Raw genomic sequence first — 15,922 nt, forward strand, 5'->3', positions numbered from 1 at the left:
CCTTACCCGAACCGCGCGGGGCCGGCCTCGGCCCGCGCGGGACCAGAGTCACGCCATGAAGCTCGAACACCCGGACCGCCTGATGAACCGCACGCCCCTCTCGCTCGCCGCGCTCGAAACGCACGACGCGTTCGCAGAACGCCACATCGGCCCCGATGCCGCCAGCCAGCAGGCCATGCTCGACACGCTCGGCTTCGCGTCGCGCGCCGCCCTGATCGACGCCGTGATCCCGGCCTCGATCCGCCGCGCCGAAACGCTGCCGCTCGGCCCGTTCGCGCAACCGAAGAGCGAGGCCGAAGCCCTCGCCGCGCTGCGCGCCCTCGCGGACAAGAACCAGGTGTTCCGCTCGTATATCGGCCAGGGCTATTACGACTCGCACACCCCGGCCGTGATCCTGCGCAACGTGCTCGAAAACCCGGCGTGGTACACGGCCTACACGCCGTACCAGCCCGAAATTTCCCAGGGTCGCCTCGAGGCGCTCCTGAACTTCCAGCAGATGGTCGCCGACCTCACGGGCCTCGCGATCTCGAACGCATCGCTGCTGGACGAAGCAACCGCCGCAGCCGAAGCGATGACGCTGCTGCAGCGCACCGGCAAGCCGGCGTCGAACGTGTTCTACGTCGCCGACGACGTGCTGCCGCAGACGCTCGAAGTGATCCGCACGCGCGCGCTGCCGATCGGCATCGAGGTCAAGACGGGCCCGGCGGCCGACGCCGCGCAGGCGAACGCGTTCGGCGTGCTGCTCCAGTACCCGGGCGTGTACGGAGACGTGCGCGACTACCGCGCGCTCACCGAAGCGATCCACGCGGCCGGCGGCCATGTGGTCGTCGCGGCCGACCTGCTCGCACTGACCGTGCTGACGCCGCCCGGCGAATGGGGCGCGGACGTCGCGGTCGGCAACACGCAGCGCTTCGGCGTGCCGATGGGCTTCGGCGGCCCGCACGCCGCTTACATGGCCGTGCGTGACGAATTCAAGCGCCAGATGCCGGGCCGCCTGGTCGGCGTGACCGTCGACGCGCAGGGCAAGCCCGCGCTGCGCCTCGCGCTGCAGACGCGCGAACAGCACATCCGCCGCGAGAAGGCGACGTCGAACGTGTGTACCGCGCAGGCGCTGCTCGCGATCATGGCGAGCATGTACGCGGTCTACCATGGCCCGCACGGCCTGAAGACGATCGCGCTGCGCGTGAACCGCATCGCGGCGCTGTTCGCCGCCGGCGTGAAGCAGCTCGGCTTCGCGACCGTCAACGACACGTTCTTCGACACGCTGACGATCGATACCGGCGCACGCACCGCGCAGGTCCACGAATTCGCGAAGGCCAAGCGCATCAACCTGCGTCGCGTGAGCGACACGCAAGTCGGCGTGTCGGTCGACGAAACGACGACCCGCGACGACCTCGCCGATCTCCTCGCCGTGTTCGCGCAGGCCGCGGGCGGCACCGCGCCGGCCGTGGACGCGCTGGACGCGGGCCTCGGCGGCGTCGCCGTGCTGCCGGCCGGCCTCGAGCGCACGAGCGCGTACCTGACGCACCACGTGTTCAACCGCCACCATTCCGAAACCGAAATGCTGCGCTACCTGCGCAGCCTGTCGGACAAGGATCTCGCGCTCGACCGCTCGATGATCCCGCTCGGTTCGTGCACGATGAAGCTGAACGCGACGTCGGAAATGCTGCCGGTCACGTGGCCCGAATTCGGCCGGATCCATCCGTTCGCGCCGGCCGAGCAGACCGTCGGCTACCGCGAGATGATCGACCAGCTCGAGCAGATGCTCGTCGCCGCGACCGGCTATGCGGCCGTGTCGCTGCAGCCGAACGCCGGCTCGCAGGGCGAATACGCGGGCCTCTTGATCATCCACGCATACCACGCATCGCGCGGCGAAGCGCATCGCGACGTATGCCTGATCCCGGCCTCCGCGCACGGCACGAACCCGGCGTCGGCGCACATGGCCGGCATGAAGGTCGTGGTCGTCGCGTGCGACGCGCAAGGCAACGTCGACATCGCCGACCTGAAGGCGAAGGCCGAGCAGCACGCGAACGATCTCGCGGCGATCATGATCACGTATCCGTCGACGCACGGCGTGTTCGAGCAGAACGTCCGCGAGATCTGCGAGATCGTGCATGCGCACGGCGGCCAGGTGTACGTCGACGGCGCGAACATGAACGCGATGGTCGGCCTGACCGCGCCGGGCCAGTTCGGCGGCGACGTGTCGCACCTGAACCTGCACAAGACCTTCTGCATCCCGCACGGCGGCGGCGGCCCGGGCGTCGGCCCGGTCGCGGTCGGCGCGCACCTCGCGAAGTTCCTGCCGAACCAGCGTTCGACCGGCTACGCGCGTGCGGAAGACGGCATCGGCGCGGTGTCGGCCGCGCCGTACGGCTCGGCGTCGATCCTGCCGATCTCGTGGATGTACATCGCGATGATGGGCGCGAAGAACCTGACCGCCGCGACGGAAACCGCGATCCTCAACGCGAACTACATCGCGAAGCGCCTCGCGCCGCACTATCCGGTGCTGTATTCGGGCCCGGGCGGGCTGGTCGCGCACGAGTGCATTCTCGACCTGCGCCCGCTCAAGGAAACGAGCGGCATCAGCGTCGACGACGTCGCGAAGCGCCTGATGGACTACGGCTTCCATGCGCCGACGATGAGCTTCCCGGTGCCGGGCACGCTGATGGTCGAGCCGACGGAATCGGAATCGCAGGAAGAACTCGACCGCTTCATCGCCGCGATGATCGCGATCCGCGAGGAAATCCGTGCCGTCGAGGAAGGCCGCGCCGACCGCGAGGACAACCCGCTGCGTCACGCGCCGCACACGGCAGCCGTCGTCACCGCGAACGAATGGCCGCACGCGTACTCGCGCGAGCAGGCGGCGTACCCGGTCGCGTCGCTCGGCACGAACAAGTACTGGCCGCCGGTCGGCCGTGCGGACAACGCCTACGGCGACCGCAACCTGTTCTGCTCGTGCGTGCCGGTGTCGGACTACGCATAACGCTGCCCGCGCTCCGGAGTCCGGCCGTGACCACACCGCACGCAACCCTCGGTTGCGTGCGGTTTTTGCGTCCGCCGCCGGCCCGATCGATTCACGCTTGCCCGCCAATCCGGCTAACATCACACGCGATCCAGCCAATCAAGGAGTTCCGCATGGTGCGTCCGATGTTTCCGGGCCAGGGTGCCACGCAGGAGCGGCCGCGCACGCGCCGCGTCGTGCCGCTGCTCGTCGCGTCGCTGTCGTTGGCCGCCGGCCTCGGCACGGCCGGCAGCGCGCGCGCGGCGATGAATTTCTGCGCGGCGCCCGCGTTGCAGGCGAGCGAGACGACGCAGGCCGAGCCGGGCGTGCAGGCACTGATCCGCAGCGTCGACGCGCGCATCGGCGAGCAGCCGAAGGCAATGGCGCGCGTGCACACCGAGGGCACGCTGCCGCACGAAGGCATCTACGACCAGAGCGTCGATGCGCTGAAGGACATGGAGCTGATGCGCGATGCCGCGCTCGCGTGGCGCGTGACCAATGCGCCGCGCTACCTGCAGCTCGTCGACCGCTTCCTGTCCGCGTGGGTGTCGACCTATCAGCCGGACTTCAACCCGATCGACGAGACGCGCTTCGACAGCCTGATCATCGCGTACGACATGACGGCGAGCGCGCTGCCGGTCAAGACGCGTAACGCGACGGCGGCGTTCATCGCGAAGCTCGGCGCCGGTTACGTCGCGCAGATCGACGCGCAGAAGCGCCCGCTCGCCGGCACCTGGCGCAACAACTGGCAGAGCCACCGGATCAAGCTGATTGCGCTGTCCGCGTTCACGCTCGGCGACCGCAAGATGATGAACGCCGCGCAGCGGCTGTTCGTCGAGCATCTCGCCGACAACATCGGCCCGGACGGCAAGACCTGGGATTTCGAGGAACGCGATGCGCTGCATTACGCGGTGTACGACTTGCAACCGCTGGTGACGGCCGCGCTCGCCGCGCGCCGCTTCAACCGCAACTGGCTGCGCGAGCGCGGCGCGAACGGCGCGACGCTCGCGGCCGCGCTCGACTGGCTCGTGCCGTACGCGCTCGGCGAGAAAACGCACGAGGAATTCGTGAATTCGCCGGTGCCGTTCGACGCGAAGCGCCGCGAGGCCGGCTTGCCGGGTTATACGGGGCAGTGGGACCCGAAAAACGCCACCGAACTCTTTCATCTGGCCGCGCGTCTCGACGGGCGCTATGCGCGCGTCGCGCGGCAACTCTCCCCCATGCCGCCCGCATGGCTCGCCGCGTGCCTGCCATTGCAGGCGCGCTAGCATTATTCTTAAAGCAAGGCAGGTATCAAGATGGCAGTCAGCGTGTTTGACCTCTTCAAGATCGGCATCGGCCCGTCCAGTTCGCATACGGTCGGACCGATGCGCGCGGCGCTGATGTTCGTGCAGGGCCTCGAGCGAGACGGGATGCTCGACGCGACGGCCAGTGTGAAGGTCGAGCTGTACGGCTCGCTCGGCGCGACCGGCAAGGGCCACGGCACCGACCGCGGCGTGATGCTCGGCCTGCTCGGCGACGCGCCCGACACCGTCGATCCCGAGACGATCGACGCGCGTCTGGAAGATGTCCGCAAGTCGAAGAAGCTCGCGCTGCTCGGCACGCATCCGGTGCCGTTCGTGCTGAAGGAGAACATCGCGTTCTACCGGCAGGCGCTGCCCGAGCACCCGAACGGCATGAAGCTGCGCGCGTCCGACGCGAACGGCGACGTGCTGGTCGAGCGCACCTACCTGTCCGTCGGCGGCGGCTTCGTCGTGACGGCCGGTGCGCCGAACACGAAGGTGCTGAGCGCGGCCGAGCAGATGACGCATCCGTTCCGCACCGGCGCCGAGCTGCTCGCGCTGACCGAGTCGACCGGCAAGTCGATCGCGCAGCTGATGTGGGAAAACGAGCGCGCGTGGCACACCGAGGAAGAGACGCGCGACGGGCTGCTGAAGATCTGGGCCGTGATGCAGTCGTGCGTGTCGCGCGGCTGCGGGATCGGCAACCCGGAAGCCGACGGCAACCTGCCCGGCCCGTTCCAGGTCAAGCGCCGTGCGCCGCAGCTGTATCGTGCGCTGACCGGCCATCCGGAGCGCGCGCTGCAGGATCCGCTGTCGATGGTCGACTGGATCAACCTGTATGCGATCGCGGTCAACGAGGAAAACGCGGCCGGCGGCCGCGTCGTCACCGCGCCGACCAACGGCGCGGCCGGCATCATCCCGGCCGTGCTGCACTACTACACGCGCTTCACGCCGGGCGCGAACGAACAGGGCGTGATCGACTTCCTGCTGACCGCCGCCGCGATCGGCATCCTGTACAAGCTCAACGCGTCGATTTCGGGTGCGGAAGTGGGCTGCCAGGGCGAAGTGGGCGTCGCGTGCTCGATGGCGGCCGGCGCGCTCGCGGCCGTGCTCGGCGGCACGCCGCGCCAGGTCGAGAACGCGGCCGAGATCGGGATGGAGCACAACCTCGGCCTCACCTGCGACCCGGTCGGCGGGATGGTGCAGATCCCGTGCATCGAGCGCAACGCGATGGCGTCGGTGAAGGCGGTCAACGCGGCGCGCATGGCGCTGCGCGGCGACGGCTCGCACTACGTGTTGCTCGACTCGGTGATCAAGACGATGCGCGAGACGGGCGCCGACATGAAGACGAAATACAAGGAAACGTCGCGCGGCGGGCTGGCGGTGAATATCGTCGAGTGCTGATGCAGGGTCCGGCGGTCATGCGGGTGGATCGATATCCCGCATGACCGTCGGACACCATCACCGCCATCAATCGTTCAGCCAGTTCTCCAGCCGCAATCCCGGATAGCTGACGAAATCCCGCTCGTTGTTGGTCACGAGCGCGACGTCGAGCGACACCGCATGCGCGGCGATCAGCTTGTCGAGATGATCCTTCTTCCGCCGCTCGACGCCGACTTGCGGATATCGGGCATCACGGCCACTGCCGTCGCGCATGCAGCACGCGGAGGATCTCGACGATCCCCTCAGCCGGTCTGATGCGATACACGAGCACGTGGTTCGGCGCGACCACCAGTTCGCGCGTGCCGGCCACTCGCCCTTGCCGATACAGCTCTGCACGGGCCGGCAACGTGGCGGCCCTTTGTTCCAGCGGTTCGTCGAGTTCGATTGCGGCCTGCGGGTCGTGCTCGCCGATGTAGCCCATGATCGCGGCGCGATCCTCGTACGCCTTCGGATTCCAGTGCAGCGCGAAGGTCAAGAAGCATCCCCTCGCCTGCCCGCGAGCCGTTCACGCAGCGCCGCACGGCGCGACGCGAAGTCGGCACTCACCTCCGCGTCGGGAATCGACGCAGGCGGATCGTCCAGCGCCTGCTGCACCTGCTCGCGAAACCAGCGATCGTGGGCCGCTGCCTCGTGTGCCGCCCTCATCGCGGCCGCCCGATCGGGCCGGGTCGCCCGGCCGGCCGCATCCGGGTCGAACTCCGACGCATCCACATCGAAACGGCTGATGCCGATGTCGCGCAGAAAGCCGACCAGCGTTTCAAAGCGGCGAAACACCCGCACGTCGCGTGCAACATCCACGCCCCGAGCTCCCCGCGTTCCGACACTTTTCACCGGCCAGCGTGCCGGCGCCCCGACAACAGGCGTAATCTGTACATCCCGCTACCCAGGGAGACGGCAGCCCATGTCGCATTCCAAGGATCTCGAGCCGCGCGCCACCACCGGCGCGCGACTGCTCGTCGATGCGTTGCTCGCCAATCACGTCGAACGCGTGTTCTGCGTGCCGGGCGAGAGCTTTCTCGCCGTACTCGATGCGCTGGCGGACGACACCGCGCGGATCCAGACGGTCGTCTGCCGCCACGAAGCGGCGGCCGCGAACATGGCGGAAGCGGTCGGCAAGCTGACCGGCCGCCCCGGCATCGCGTTCGTCACGCGCGGGCCCGGCGCGACCCACGCGTCGATCGGCGTGCACACCGCGTTCCAGGATTCGACGCCGATGATCCTGTTCGTCGGCCAGTGCGCGCGCGAGCACCTCGACCGCGAAGCCTTCCAGGAAATCGACTACCGCCGGATGTTCGGCCAGATGGCGAAATGGGTCGCGCAGATCGACGACCCGCGCCGCATTCCCGAATACCTGAGCCATGCCTTCCACGTCGCGACGTCCGGCCGGCCCGGCCCGGTCGTGCTCGCGCTGCCCGAGGACGTGCTGTCCGACGCGTGCGCGCCGCAGCCCGTCGTGCCGGCCGCGAAACGCGTCGCGGCGTCGCCGTCGGCCGCGCAGGTCGACGAGCTGCGCGAACGGCTCGCGCGCGCCGAGCGGCCGTTCGCGATCGTCGGCGGCAGCGGCTGGACGCCCGACGCATGCGCGAACCTGCGCACCTTCGTCGAGCGCTGGCAACTGCCGGTCGCGTGCGCGTTCCGCTTCCAGGACATCTTCGACAACGCGCACCCGAACTACGCGGGCGACGTCGGCCTCGGGATCAATCCCGCGCTCGCCAAGCGGATCCGCGACGCCGACCTGCTGCTGGTGCTCGGCCCGCGTCTCGGCGAAGCGACGACGGGCGGCTACACGCTGCTCGACATCCCGAAGACGCGCCAGACACTGATCCACGTGCACCAGGGCGCGGACGAGCTCGGCCGCGTGTATGCGGCCGACCTGCCGATCGTGTCCGGGATGCCGGAAATCGCGGCGCCGCTCGCGGCGCTCGAACCGCCGGCGCACCCCGCGTGGGCCGGCACGGCCGCCGACGCGCACCGCGCGTACCGCGAATGGCACGCGCCGCTGCCGATGCCCGGCGATGTCCAGCTCGGCGACGTGATGGTGCAGTTGCGCGAGCGCCTGCCGCACGACGCGATCCTGACCAACGGCGCCGGCAACTACGCGATCTGGCTGCATCGCCACTTCGCGTACCGGCACTTTCGCTCGCAGCTCGCGCCGACCAGCGGCGCGATGGGCTACGGGCTGCCCGCCGCGCTCGCCGCGAAGTCGCTGTATCCGTCGCGGGCCGTCGTCGCGCTCGCCGGCGACGGCTGCTTCATGATGGCCGGCAACGAACTCGCGACCGCGATGCAGTACGGGCTGAACATCGTCGCCATCGTCGTCAACAACGGGCATTTCGGCACGATCCGCATGCATCAGGAGCGCAACTATCCGGGGCGCGTGCACGGCACCGGGCTCACGAACCCCGATTTCGCCGCGTATGCGCGCGCGTTCGGCGCGCATGGCGAGACGGTCGAGCGCACCGCCGACTTCGCGCCGGCACTGGAGCGCGCACTGACCTGCGGGCTGCCGGCGCTGATCGAGATCCGCATCCCGCAGGACGCCAGCACGCCGGCCGCGACGCTCGAGCAGATCCGCGAGCAGGGCCGCCGCGCACGCGGCGCGTGACCATGGAAATGCGCGCCGCGCCGGCCGGTCTCGCGCTGTCGCGCGACGACGCGCTGACGCACCCGGGCACGCTGCTCGCGCCCGACGGCACGCTCGTCGCCCCCTACGACCTCGAGCACGGCAGCGGCCCCGCGGAGGATCACGTGCCGGCCGCACCGGCGCTCGGCCTGCTGCACGCCGCCCACCGGCCGTTCCGGCTCGACTACGGCCGCACGGCGGACGTGTACGTGATCAACGGAATGGGCGTCGCGCTCGGCGACTCGGTGATCGGGCTGACCGCGCTCGCCGCGCTGCGCGCGATGCATCCCGGCCTGCGCTTCACGCTCTACCGGCCGGCCCGCGCGCCGCGCTACGTCGACGCGCTGTATGCGCTCGCCGCCGACGTCGTCGCGCCGTCGCGTACGCTGCCGTGCGCCGCCGACGCACTGCCCGCGCACGCGCCGCGCATCGATCTCGGCAATCACCTGTACTGGCCCGCTTTCGCGCGACAGCCGATGATCGACTTCTTCCTCGACGCGCTCGGCACGGACCCGGCCACGGTGCCGGCCGCCGCGAAGCGCAATCGCTGGCTCGCGCGGCTGCCCCTGCCCGCCCTGCCGGCCGAATGGCGGCGGCCGTACGTGCTGTTCTGCCCGAGCGCGAGCACCGCGGTGCGCAGCGTGCCGCCGGCGCTGCGCGCGGCTTTCGTGGAGCGGCTCGCGCGGCGTTACGGGCTGCCGGTGGTCGGCTTCGGCCCCGTCGCGCATCCGGCCTATGTCGACGTGAGCCGCGACGCGGCCGATACCGCGCGCTTCATTGCCTGGGTCAGCGGGGCGAGCGTGCTGTTCGCGCCCGACACGGCCGCGCTGCATCTCGCCGACGGTTTCGACGTGCCGACGCTCGGCTGTTTCACGACGATCGGCCCGGCGCTGCGCGTGCGCGACTATCCGCACTGCGTACCGGTCGCGCTCGATGTGCCGGACGCATTGCACGGGCTGCATCGCAGCGAGCGGCCGAACGACCTCGCGGCGGTCGAAGCCGCTTACCGGGCGATCGACTGGGATGCCTTGCCGTGGCCTGCACCGCGCGAAGCGGCGGCTACCGCCGGATAGGGATGGAGAAAAGGGAGTCGCCCGGATGACCGGACGCACCGCGGCATCCGCGCGCCGCCGCCCGCCTCACCCGGCCGCCACCGTCACCGCCCGCTCGCGCAGCGTCTCCGACGGCCGCTTGCCGAACAGCCGCCGATAGTCGGTCGCGAACTGGCTCAGGTGCCAGAAGCCCCACGCCTCCGCGACGTCCTGCACGGAACCGGCCGCCCGCCCGCACAGGTCGCGCCGCGCGCCGTTCAGCCGCAGCGTGCGCAGATAGGTCGCGGGCGCCATGCCGAGCACGTCCTGGAAACAGTACTGCAGCGTGCGCCGGCTCACGTGCAACTGCTCGCACAGCTCGGGCACGCCGACCGGGCGCGTGCGGTGTGCGAGCACGTACTCGCGCGCCTGCTCGACGATCCAGCGCCGTGTCGACGGGGCGCCGCCCGCGCCGTCGTCAGCCGGTTGCGCACACGCGTCGAACAGCGCGGCCAGCACCTCGGCCTGCAGGTCGTCGCGCTGTGCGTCGGGCAGCGGCCCACCCGCGGCCGCCGCGCCGTCGAGGCGGCCGCCGAGCAGCGCACACAGGCGCGCGAGCCGCATATCGCCGATCTGGATCACGCGCTGCGCGAACAGCCGCTCGTCGAGCGCACGGTGTTCGACTTCCTCCGCGTAGCGGCGCAGCACGTCGCCGCGCACGACCACGCCGTAGATCGAGAACTGCGCGGGTGTCAGCAATTCGAATTCGACGTTGCCGGGCCGGAACGCGAGCGCGCCGGGGCCGATGCGGCACGCATCGACCCGCGCGGTGCCGTCGCTCGTCAGCGGGATGCCGAACCAGTACGCGTCGCCGCGCACCTCGCACGCCTGCCGCAGCAGGTGGCTGGTCGATTCGCGAAACAGCTTCATCGTGTCGAGCGGCAGCTCGGTCAGCGTGCCGACGAAGCGGCCGGCCGCGAGCTGGTCGTAGGTCTGCCGCCAGCCGATCAGGTTGCGCGCCTGCTCGTCGGCGTCGTGCGCGACGCTGACCACGGCCTGGCCGGCCAGCGCGTCGTCGCCCTGTGCGCTGCACCGCGTGTCCTCGGCCGTCGGCTCGGCCATGCACTCCACTCGTTGACCCATCATGTTCTCCTCACCCGCCCGGGACCACGTCCAACACGCAAGTCCCGTGCCGATCCGCGTTGTCCGGCGACAAGCCCGTCATTCAACGCCGTGCGGCCGATGCGCGCCATGCGGGCGCACCCGGAGGCGGCATGCCGCGCACCGCGCGGGTGCGGCATGCGTGCCGCCGCCCGCCCGGCGACGCGCTACGCGCCCGGCCGCAACCGCACGACCCGCGTGCCGCAGTTGCCGTACGCCTGCGCGACCGCCAGTTCGACGATCGGACTGTCCGCCGGCCAGGGCGCCGCGTCCGCTTCCGGCAGATCGGTGCGCAACGTCGCGCGGCCGTTGATCCGGTAGCGGATGCCGCGCACGAAATCGATGAACAGCAGCCCGACGCCGCAGCCGTCGCACGCCAGCGCATCGAGCCGGTGGCCGCCGTGCGCCGGCAGCGCGAAGCGCAGCGTCTTCGTGTCGATCACGCGCACGACCGGCCATAGATCGCCGTTCGCGTCGCGCATGCCCTGCACGATGTCGCAGGTCATGCGCGACGGGGCCGGGCCGCCGCTCGTCGTGCCGACGAACATGAACGGCTGCGATTCGACGAACTGGCGCACACCGATGCTCAGCCGCGTCGTCACGACGTCGCTCATCCGCTCGGCTTCGTCGGCGACGCCGAAGCGGTGATGCGCGTCGAGCTCGCCCGCGTGAAACACCGGGTGACGCGGATAGGATCCGGGCAGTTCTGACATGCTGGTTTCCGTCGGGGCCATCGGGGTGCGATACGGGCACGATACGGGCGCGAACGCGCACCGGCCGGTGCGAATGCCGACGCCCGTATCGAAGGTCGGAACACGAAAACGGCGAAGTGCCGGACGAACCGGCGCCAGCGCATTGCCACCTCGCCGCGGACGCCGCCCGACGGCCGAAGGCTGGACAGCCAGCGCCCGACCGCCGCACCCTCCACGGCAAGCCGGCACCGGACGCGTCGCCGCCGTCCGGCACCGGCCGCCGTACCGGGCAGCGTTGCGCTGCCGCCCGGCCAGCCCCGGCACTTCGCCCCCTGCTGCGGCGATCAGAAGAACCCGAGCGCCTCGGCCTGGTAGCTGACCAGCAGGCACTTCGTCTGCTGATAGTTCGACAGCGCCATCTTGTGCGTCTCGCGGCCGATGCCGGACTGCTTGTAGCCGCCGAACGCCGCGTGCGCCGGGTACAGGTGGTAGCAGTTGGTCCACACGCGGCCGGCCTCGACCTCGCGGCCCATCCGGTACGCACGCGTGCCGTTGCGCGTCCACACGCCCGCGCCGAGCCCGTAGAACGTGTCGTTCGCGAGTTCGATCGCCTCCTGCTCGTCCTTGAACGTCATCACCGACGCGACCGGCCCGAAGATCTCTTCCTGGAACACGCGCATCTTGTTGTTGCCGAACAGCATCGTCGGCTTCACGTAATAGCCCGTGCCGAGGTCGGCGGCCGGTGCCGTGCGCTCGCCGCCCGTCAGGCATTGCGCGCCTTCGTCGCGGCCGATGTCGATGTACGACAGGATCTTGTCGAGCTGCTGCTGCGACGCCTGCGCGCCGATCATCGTCTGCAGGTCGAGCGGGTGGCCGCCCTTGATGCGCTCGACGCGCGCGACGGCCTTCTCGATGAAGCGTTCGTAGATCGATTCCTGGATCAGGATCCGCGACGGGCACGTGCACACTTCGCCCTGGTTGAGCGCGAACATCGCGAGGCCTTCGAGCGCCTTGTCGAGGAACGCGTCGTCCTGGTCGAGCACGTCGGCGAAGAAGATGTTCGGGCTCTTGCCGCCCAGTTCGACCGTCGACGGGATCAGGCTCTCGGCCGCCGCGCGCAGGATGTGCTTGCCGACCGGCGTGGAACCGGTGAACGCGATCTTCGCGATCCGCTTGCTGGTCGCGAGCGCCTCGCCCGCTTCCTTGCCGAAGCCGCTGACGATGTTGATCGTGCCGGCCGGGAACAGGTCGCCGATCAGCTCCATCAGCACCAGCACCGACGCGGGCGTCTGCTCGGCCGGCTTCATCACCACGCAGCAGCCGGCCGCGAGCGCCGGTGCGAGCTTCCACGCGGCCATCAGCAGCGGGAAGTTCCACGGGATGATCTGGCCGACGACGCCGAGCGGCTCGTGGAAGTGATACGCGACGGTGTTGTCGTCGATCTCGGAGATGCCGCCTTCCTGCGCGCGGATGCAGCCCGCGAAATAGCGGAAGTGGTCGATCGCGAGCGGCAGGTCGGCCGCCATCGTCTCGCGCAGCGGCTTGCCGTTGTCGATCGTCTCGGCCACCGCGAGCAGCTTCAGGTTCTTTTCCATCCGGTCGGCGGCGGCGAGCAGCAGGTTCGCGCGCTCGGTGACCGACGTCTTGCCCCACTTGCGGCGCGCGGCGTGCGCGGCATCGAGTGCGACCTCGATGTCGTCGGCGCCGGAGCGCGGCACGCGGCAGAACGGCTTGCCGTTGATCGGCGACACGTTCTCGAAATATTCGCCCTTCACCGGCGGAACCCACTTGCCGCCGATGTAGTTGTCGTACTGCTGACGGTACGGGTATTCGACGTCGAGGCCCAGTTGTTTCAGGTCAAACGGGTTCATACATGTCTCCTGTTCATCGTGCTTGTGTGAATGCAGCGCCGGTTGGATCGCGCTGCACGGTTTACGCAACATGCGTGCCAAACCGGGCGAAAACGGAACAGGAGCGGTGCGTCCGGGCGCCCGCCGGGGGCGATGCCGGCGCATCGAACACGAGTGTCCCGATTCTGAACACCGGGACGGCACAGCGGGTACGACGGGTGTTCGGATTTTTCACAGCGCAGCTGCGCACGCACCGCTGCGCGCCACGCTCGCCGCATGGCATGTCGCTTGCGTGCGGAACGCGAATCCGCACGCATCGGCCACGCGCCGACCGAACCATGAACCAACCGGGCCCCTTGAGCGACGATGTCGTCGCGTTCATCCATGAACAGGCATTCCTGATCGTCGCGACCGCGAACGCGGCGGGCGACGCCGACTGCTCGTATCGCGGCCGGCAGCCGCGCGCGGACGGTTCGTTCGCCCCGCTCGTCGACCTGCCCGATCGCCGCACGCTCGTGCTGCCCGACTTCGCGGGCAACAACCTGTTCAACACGATCGGCAACCTGCTCGTGAATCCGGCGATCGCGCTGCTGTTCGTCGATTTCGTCCGGCAGACGACGTGGCTCGTGCAGGGGCGCGCGACGATCGACGAAGAGGCGGGAAGCCGCGCGCAACTGTGGCCGGATGCGCTGCGTTATGTGGTCGTTGACGTGGAAAGCGCGCACGCGCGGGCCGATGCGGAATTGCCGCCGCTCGTGCTGGCGTGAGGCGCCGCACCATGCCGTCGTTGCGGCAAGGCGCGCGTGCCTGGGCCGGTGAGGCGCTGCGGCCGCTCGTGCTGGCGTGAGTCGCCGCACCATGCCGCCGTCGCGGCAAGGCGGGCGCGCATGGGCCGATGAGGCGCTGCGGCCGCTTGCGCAAACGTGACGCGCCGGGTGAGTCGTCGGTGCAGGAGCGCGCCGGCGCCGTTCCCGATGAGCGTGTGCCCGGCGACGCAACGCTCTACGGTCATTCGCGCGCGGGGCCGATCGTCGGTACGCGGATTCGCGCCATCGCAAAATGCCCGGGCGCGCGGTCCGCGATTGTCGACCTGCACGCCCCCGACGACGCCCCGCTCACCGCACACTCACCGCCCGCTTGCTTCCACGCAAGCCGGTCCGGTCCGGCGACGCGCCCGCGCGTCGGTATGCGCCGGTTCGCCGTCATCGCCGCGCGCTTCCGCCACTGCCGGCCGTGCACCGAGAAACGCGAACACCACCACCGCACACAGCACCGTGACGACCGCGAGCCCGATCAGCAGCCGATCGAATGCATGCACATAGCTCGCGAGCAGCGCCGCACGACCGACGCCCGGCAACCCGGCCGCCGCACCGGCGAGATCGCCGGTCGCGAGGCGCGCGGCCGCCCGCAGCGTCGCGTCGGATGTTCCCGTCGCCGCCTGCCGCAAATCGGCGTGCGCGAGGGTCGCCAGCACCGCGCCGGCGATCGCTAACGCGATCCCTTCGCCCGCAACGCGCGTCGTGCTGAAGATCCCGGTCGCCATCCCCGCGCGCTCCTTCGGCACGACGCTGACCGACAGCCCGTCCATCAGCCCCCACGGCATGCCGGCCCCGACGCCGATCGCGAGCATCGGCGCGATCGCCGCCGGCCCCGCGCCGCCGCGCAGCGCGACGCCCAGCCATACGAGGCCCGCCGCCGCGAGCAGGAGCCCGAGCCCCGAGATCACGCCGGCCGACAGCCAGCGCGTGAGCGTCGCCGCGACGAGCGGCACGACGAGCATCGGCGCGGAGATCGCGAGCATCAGCCAGCCCGCGTCGATTTCGCTGAAACCGTCGATGCCGATGAAGCGCAGCGGCAGCACGACGAGCAGCACGATGTAACAGCAGCAGGTCGACACCGGCAGCACCTGCACGCCGACGAAGCGCGGAATCCGGAACAGCGAGAGGTCGAGCATCGGCCGCGCGACGCGCGTCTCGATCGCGACGAATGCGCACGCGCCGAGCACCGCGCCCGCCAGCAGCACAACGACGAGCGGATGCGTCCAGCCGCGCGCGGGTGCCTCGATCACGCCGAACGTGAACAGCGTGAGCGCGGCGGTGAACGCTGCGGTGCCGGGCCAGTCGAGCCCCGTCGCGTGCGGATCGCGCGACTCGTGCATGCGCGGCAGCCCGAACCCGAGCGACAGCGTGCCGGCCGCCGCGCCCGTGACGAAGATCGCACGCCAGCCACCGTGCGCGATCAGCGAGCCGGCGAGCACCGGCCCGAACGCGAGCCCGATGCCGAAGGTCGTGCCGAGCAGGCTGAACGCACGCGTGCGCGCCGCGCCGTCGAACTCCTGCGCCAGCGCGGCCGTGCCGCCCGCGAGCGCCGCGGCCGCCGCGAGCCCTTGCGCGCCGCGCAGCAGGTCGACCGCGAGCATCGACGGCGCGAACGCGAGCGCAACCGACATCAGCGTGAAGCCGCCGACGCCGATCGCGAACACGCGCTTGCGGCCGAACTGGTCGGCCAGCGCGCCCGCCGCCATCAGGAAACTGCCGAACGCGAGCATGAACGCGTTCGTGATCCAGTTCATCGCGACCGGGCCGCCGTGCAGGTCGCGGCCGATCGCGGGCGTCGCGACCGCGCCGCCCGAAAACGACAGCGGCAGCGCGACGGCGGCCATGCAGACGGCGGCCAGCACCCACGCGCGCCGGCGTGCCGATGTGGCTGAATCGGCTGAAAACGGGTGATCCATCATTGCTCCTCGAAAAGCCGGCGCGGATGCGCCTCAAGCGCGATCAAGGATAATTTCGATTCAATCACCGAAAAACAATGCGTTGCTCCGTATATAACGGACTA

11 protein-coding genes and 2 pseudogenes are annotated in these 15,922 nt (G+C 70.2%); 6 read left to right on the forward strand and 7 right to left on the reverse strand.

The window, feature by feature from the left end; all coding sequences use genetic code 11:
- Positions 1-55 precede the first annotated feature (55 nt).
- The 3 genes from gcvP (at position 56) to DIE12_RS09105 (ending at position 5,688) form a co-directional block, all read left to right on the forward strand.
- A complete protein-coding gene (gene gcvP / locus DIE12_RS09095) occupies positions 56-2,983 on the forward strand; it encodes an aminomethyl-transferring glycine dehydrogenase (RefSeq protein ID WP_124486850.1) in 2,928 nt (975 codons plus the stop codon).
- A gap of 152 nt (positions 2,984-3,135) precedes the next feature.
- Positions 3,136-4,269 carry an alginate lyase family protein gene (locus tag DIE12_RS09100; protein ID WP_124520465.1) on the forward strand — a complete coding sequence of 378 codons (1,134 nt, stop codon included), beginning with the start codon at positions 3,136-3,138 and terminating at the stop codon, positions 4,267-4,269.
- A 30-nt stretch (positions 4,270-4,299) separates the two neighbouring features.
- On the forward strand, positions 4,300-5,688 hold the full coding sequence (locus DIE12_RS09105; protein ID WP_124551114.1) for an L-serine ammonia-lyase: 1,389 nt from the start codon (positions 4,300-4,302) through the stop codon (positions 5,686-5,688).
- Positions 5,689-5,754: 66 nt separating this feature from the next.
- On the opposite strand, the pseudogene DIE12_RS09110 reads toward DIE12_RS09105, so the two are convergent.
- The 3 genes and pseudogenes from DIE12_RS09110 to DIE12_RS09120 all read right to left on the reverse strand — a co-directional run.
- Positions 5,755-5,886 (reverse strand): annotated as a pseudogene (locus DIE12_RS09110) (VapC toxin family PIN domain ribonuclease); the annotation flags it as partial.
- A gap of 31 nt (positions 5,887-5,917) precedes the next feature.
- Complete coding sequence (locus tag DIE12_RS09115; RefSeq protein WP_124520464.1) at positions 5,918-6,202, reverse strand: type II toxin-antitoxin system RelE/ParE family toxin; 285 nt, start codon at positions 6,200-6,202, stop codon at positions 5,918-5,920.
- Positions 6,199-6,600, reverse strand: a pseudogene (locus DIE12_RS09120) (hypothetical protein); the annotation flags it as partial. The gene DIE12_RS09115 and the pseudogene DIE12_RS09120, both read right to left, overlap by 4 nt.
- A 28-nt stretch (positions 6,601-6,628) precedes the next feature.
- Here DIE12_RS09120 and DIE12_RS09125 point away from each other — a divergent pair.
- On the forward strand, positions 6,629-8,332 hold the full coding sequence (locus tag DIE12_RS09125) for a thiamine pyrophosphate-binding protein (protein ID WP_124520463.1): 1,704 nt from the start codon (positions 6,629-6,631) through the stop codon (positions 8,330-8,332).
- Positions 8,333-8,334: 2 nt separating this feature from the next.
- Positions 8,335-9,423, forward strand: a complete 1,089-nt coding sequence (locus DIE12_RS09130) for an ADP-heptose--LPS heptosyltransferase (protein WP_124520462.1) — start codon at positions 8,335-8,337, stop codon at positions 9,421-9,423.
- A 66-nt stretch (positions 9,424-9,489) separates the two neighbouring features.
- Here the strand turns inward: DIE12_RS09130 and DIE12_RS09135 are convergent, their stop codons facing one another.
- From DIE12_RS09135 to DIE12_RS09145, 3 genes are all read right to left on the reverse strand, one after another.
- Entirely contained in the window at positions 9,490-10,524 is a 1,035-nt protein-coding gene (locus tag DIE12_RS09135; protein WP_044848383.1) for a helix-turn-helix domain-containing protein, read from the reverse strand.
- A gap of 185 nt (positions 10,525-10,709) precedes the next feature.
- On the reverse strand, positions 10,710-11,255 hold the full coding sequence (locus DIE12_RS09140) for a hypothetical protein (protein ID WP_124520461.1): 546 nt from the start codon (positions 11,253-11,255) through the stop codon (positions 10,710-10,712).
- A 323-nt stretch (positions 11,256-11,578) separates the two neighbouring features.
- Positions 11,579-13,105, reverse strand: coding sequence for an aldehyde dehydrogenase family protein (locus DIE12_RS09145; protein WP_124520460.1), 1,527 nt, complete (start codon positions 13,103-13,105; stop codon positions 11,579-11,581).
- Positions 13,106-13,422: 317 nt separating this feature from the next.
- Between DIE12_RS09145 and DIE12_RS09150 the strand changes: the two genes are divergently transcribed.
- The gene (locus DIE12_RS09150; RefSeq protein ID WP_124486842.1) at positions 13,423-13,851 is read left to right on the forward strand and encodes a pyridoxamine 5'-phosphate oxidase family protein; all 429 of its coding nucleotides are present in this window, start codon (positions 13,423-13,425) and stop codon (positions 13,849-13,851) included.
- Positions 13,852-14,210: 359 nt separating this feature from the next.
- Here the strand turns inward: DIE12_RS09150 and DIE12_RS09155 are convergent, their stop codons facing one another.
- Positions 14,211-15,818, reverse strand: a complete 1,608-nt coding sequence (locus DIE12_RS09155) for an MFS transporter (protein WP_124520459.1) — start codon at positions 15,816-15,818, stop codon at positions 14,211-14,213.
- Positions 15,819-15,922 lie beyond the last annotated feature (104 nt).

It is taken from the genome of Burkholderia sp. Bp9015 (genome assembly GCF_003853505.1).
Classification (GTDB): Bacteria; Pseudomonadota; Gammaproteobacteria; order Burkholderiales; family Burkholderiaceae; genus Burkholderia.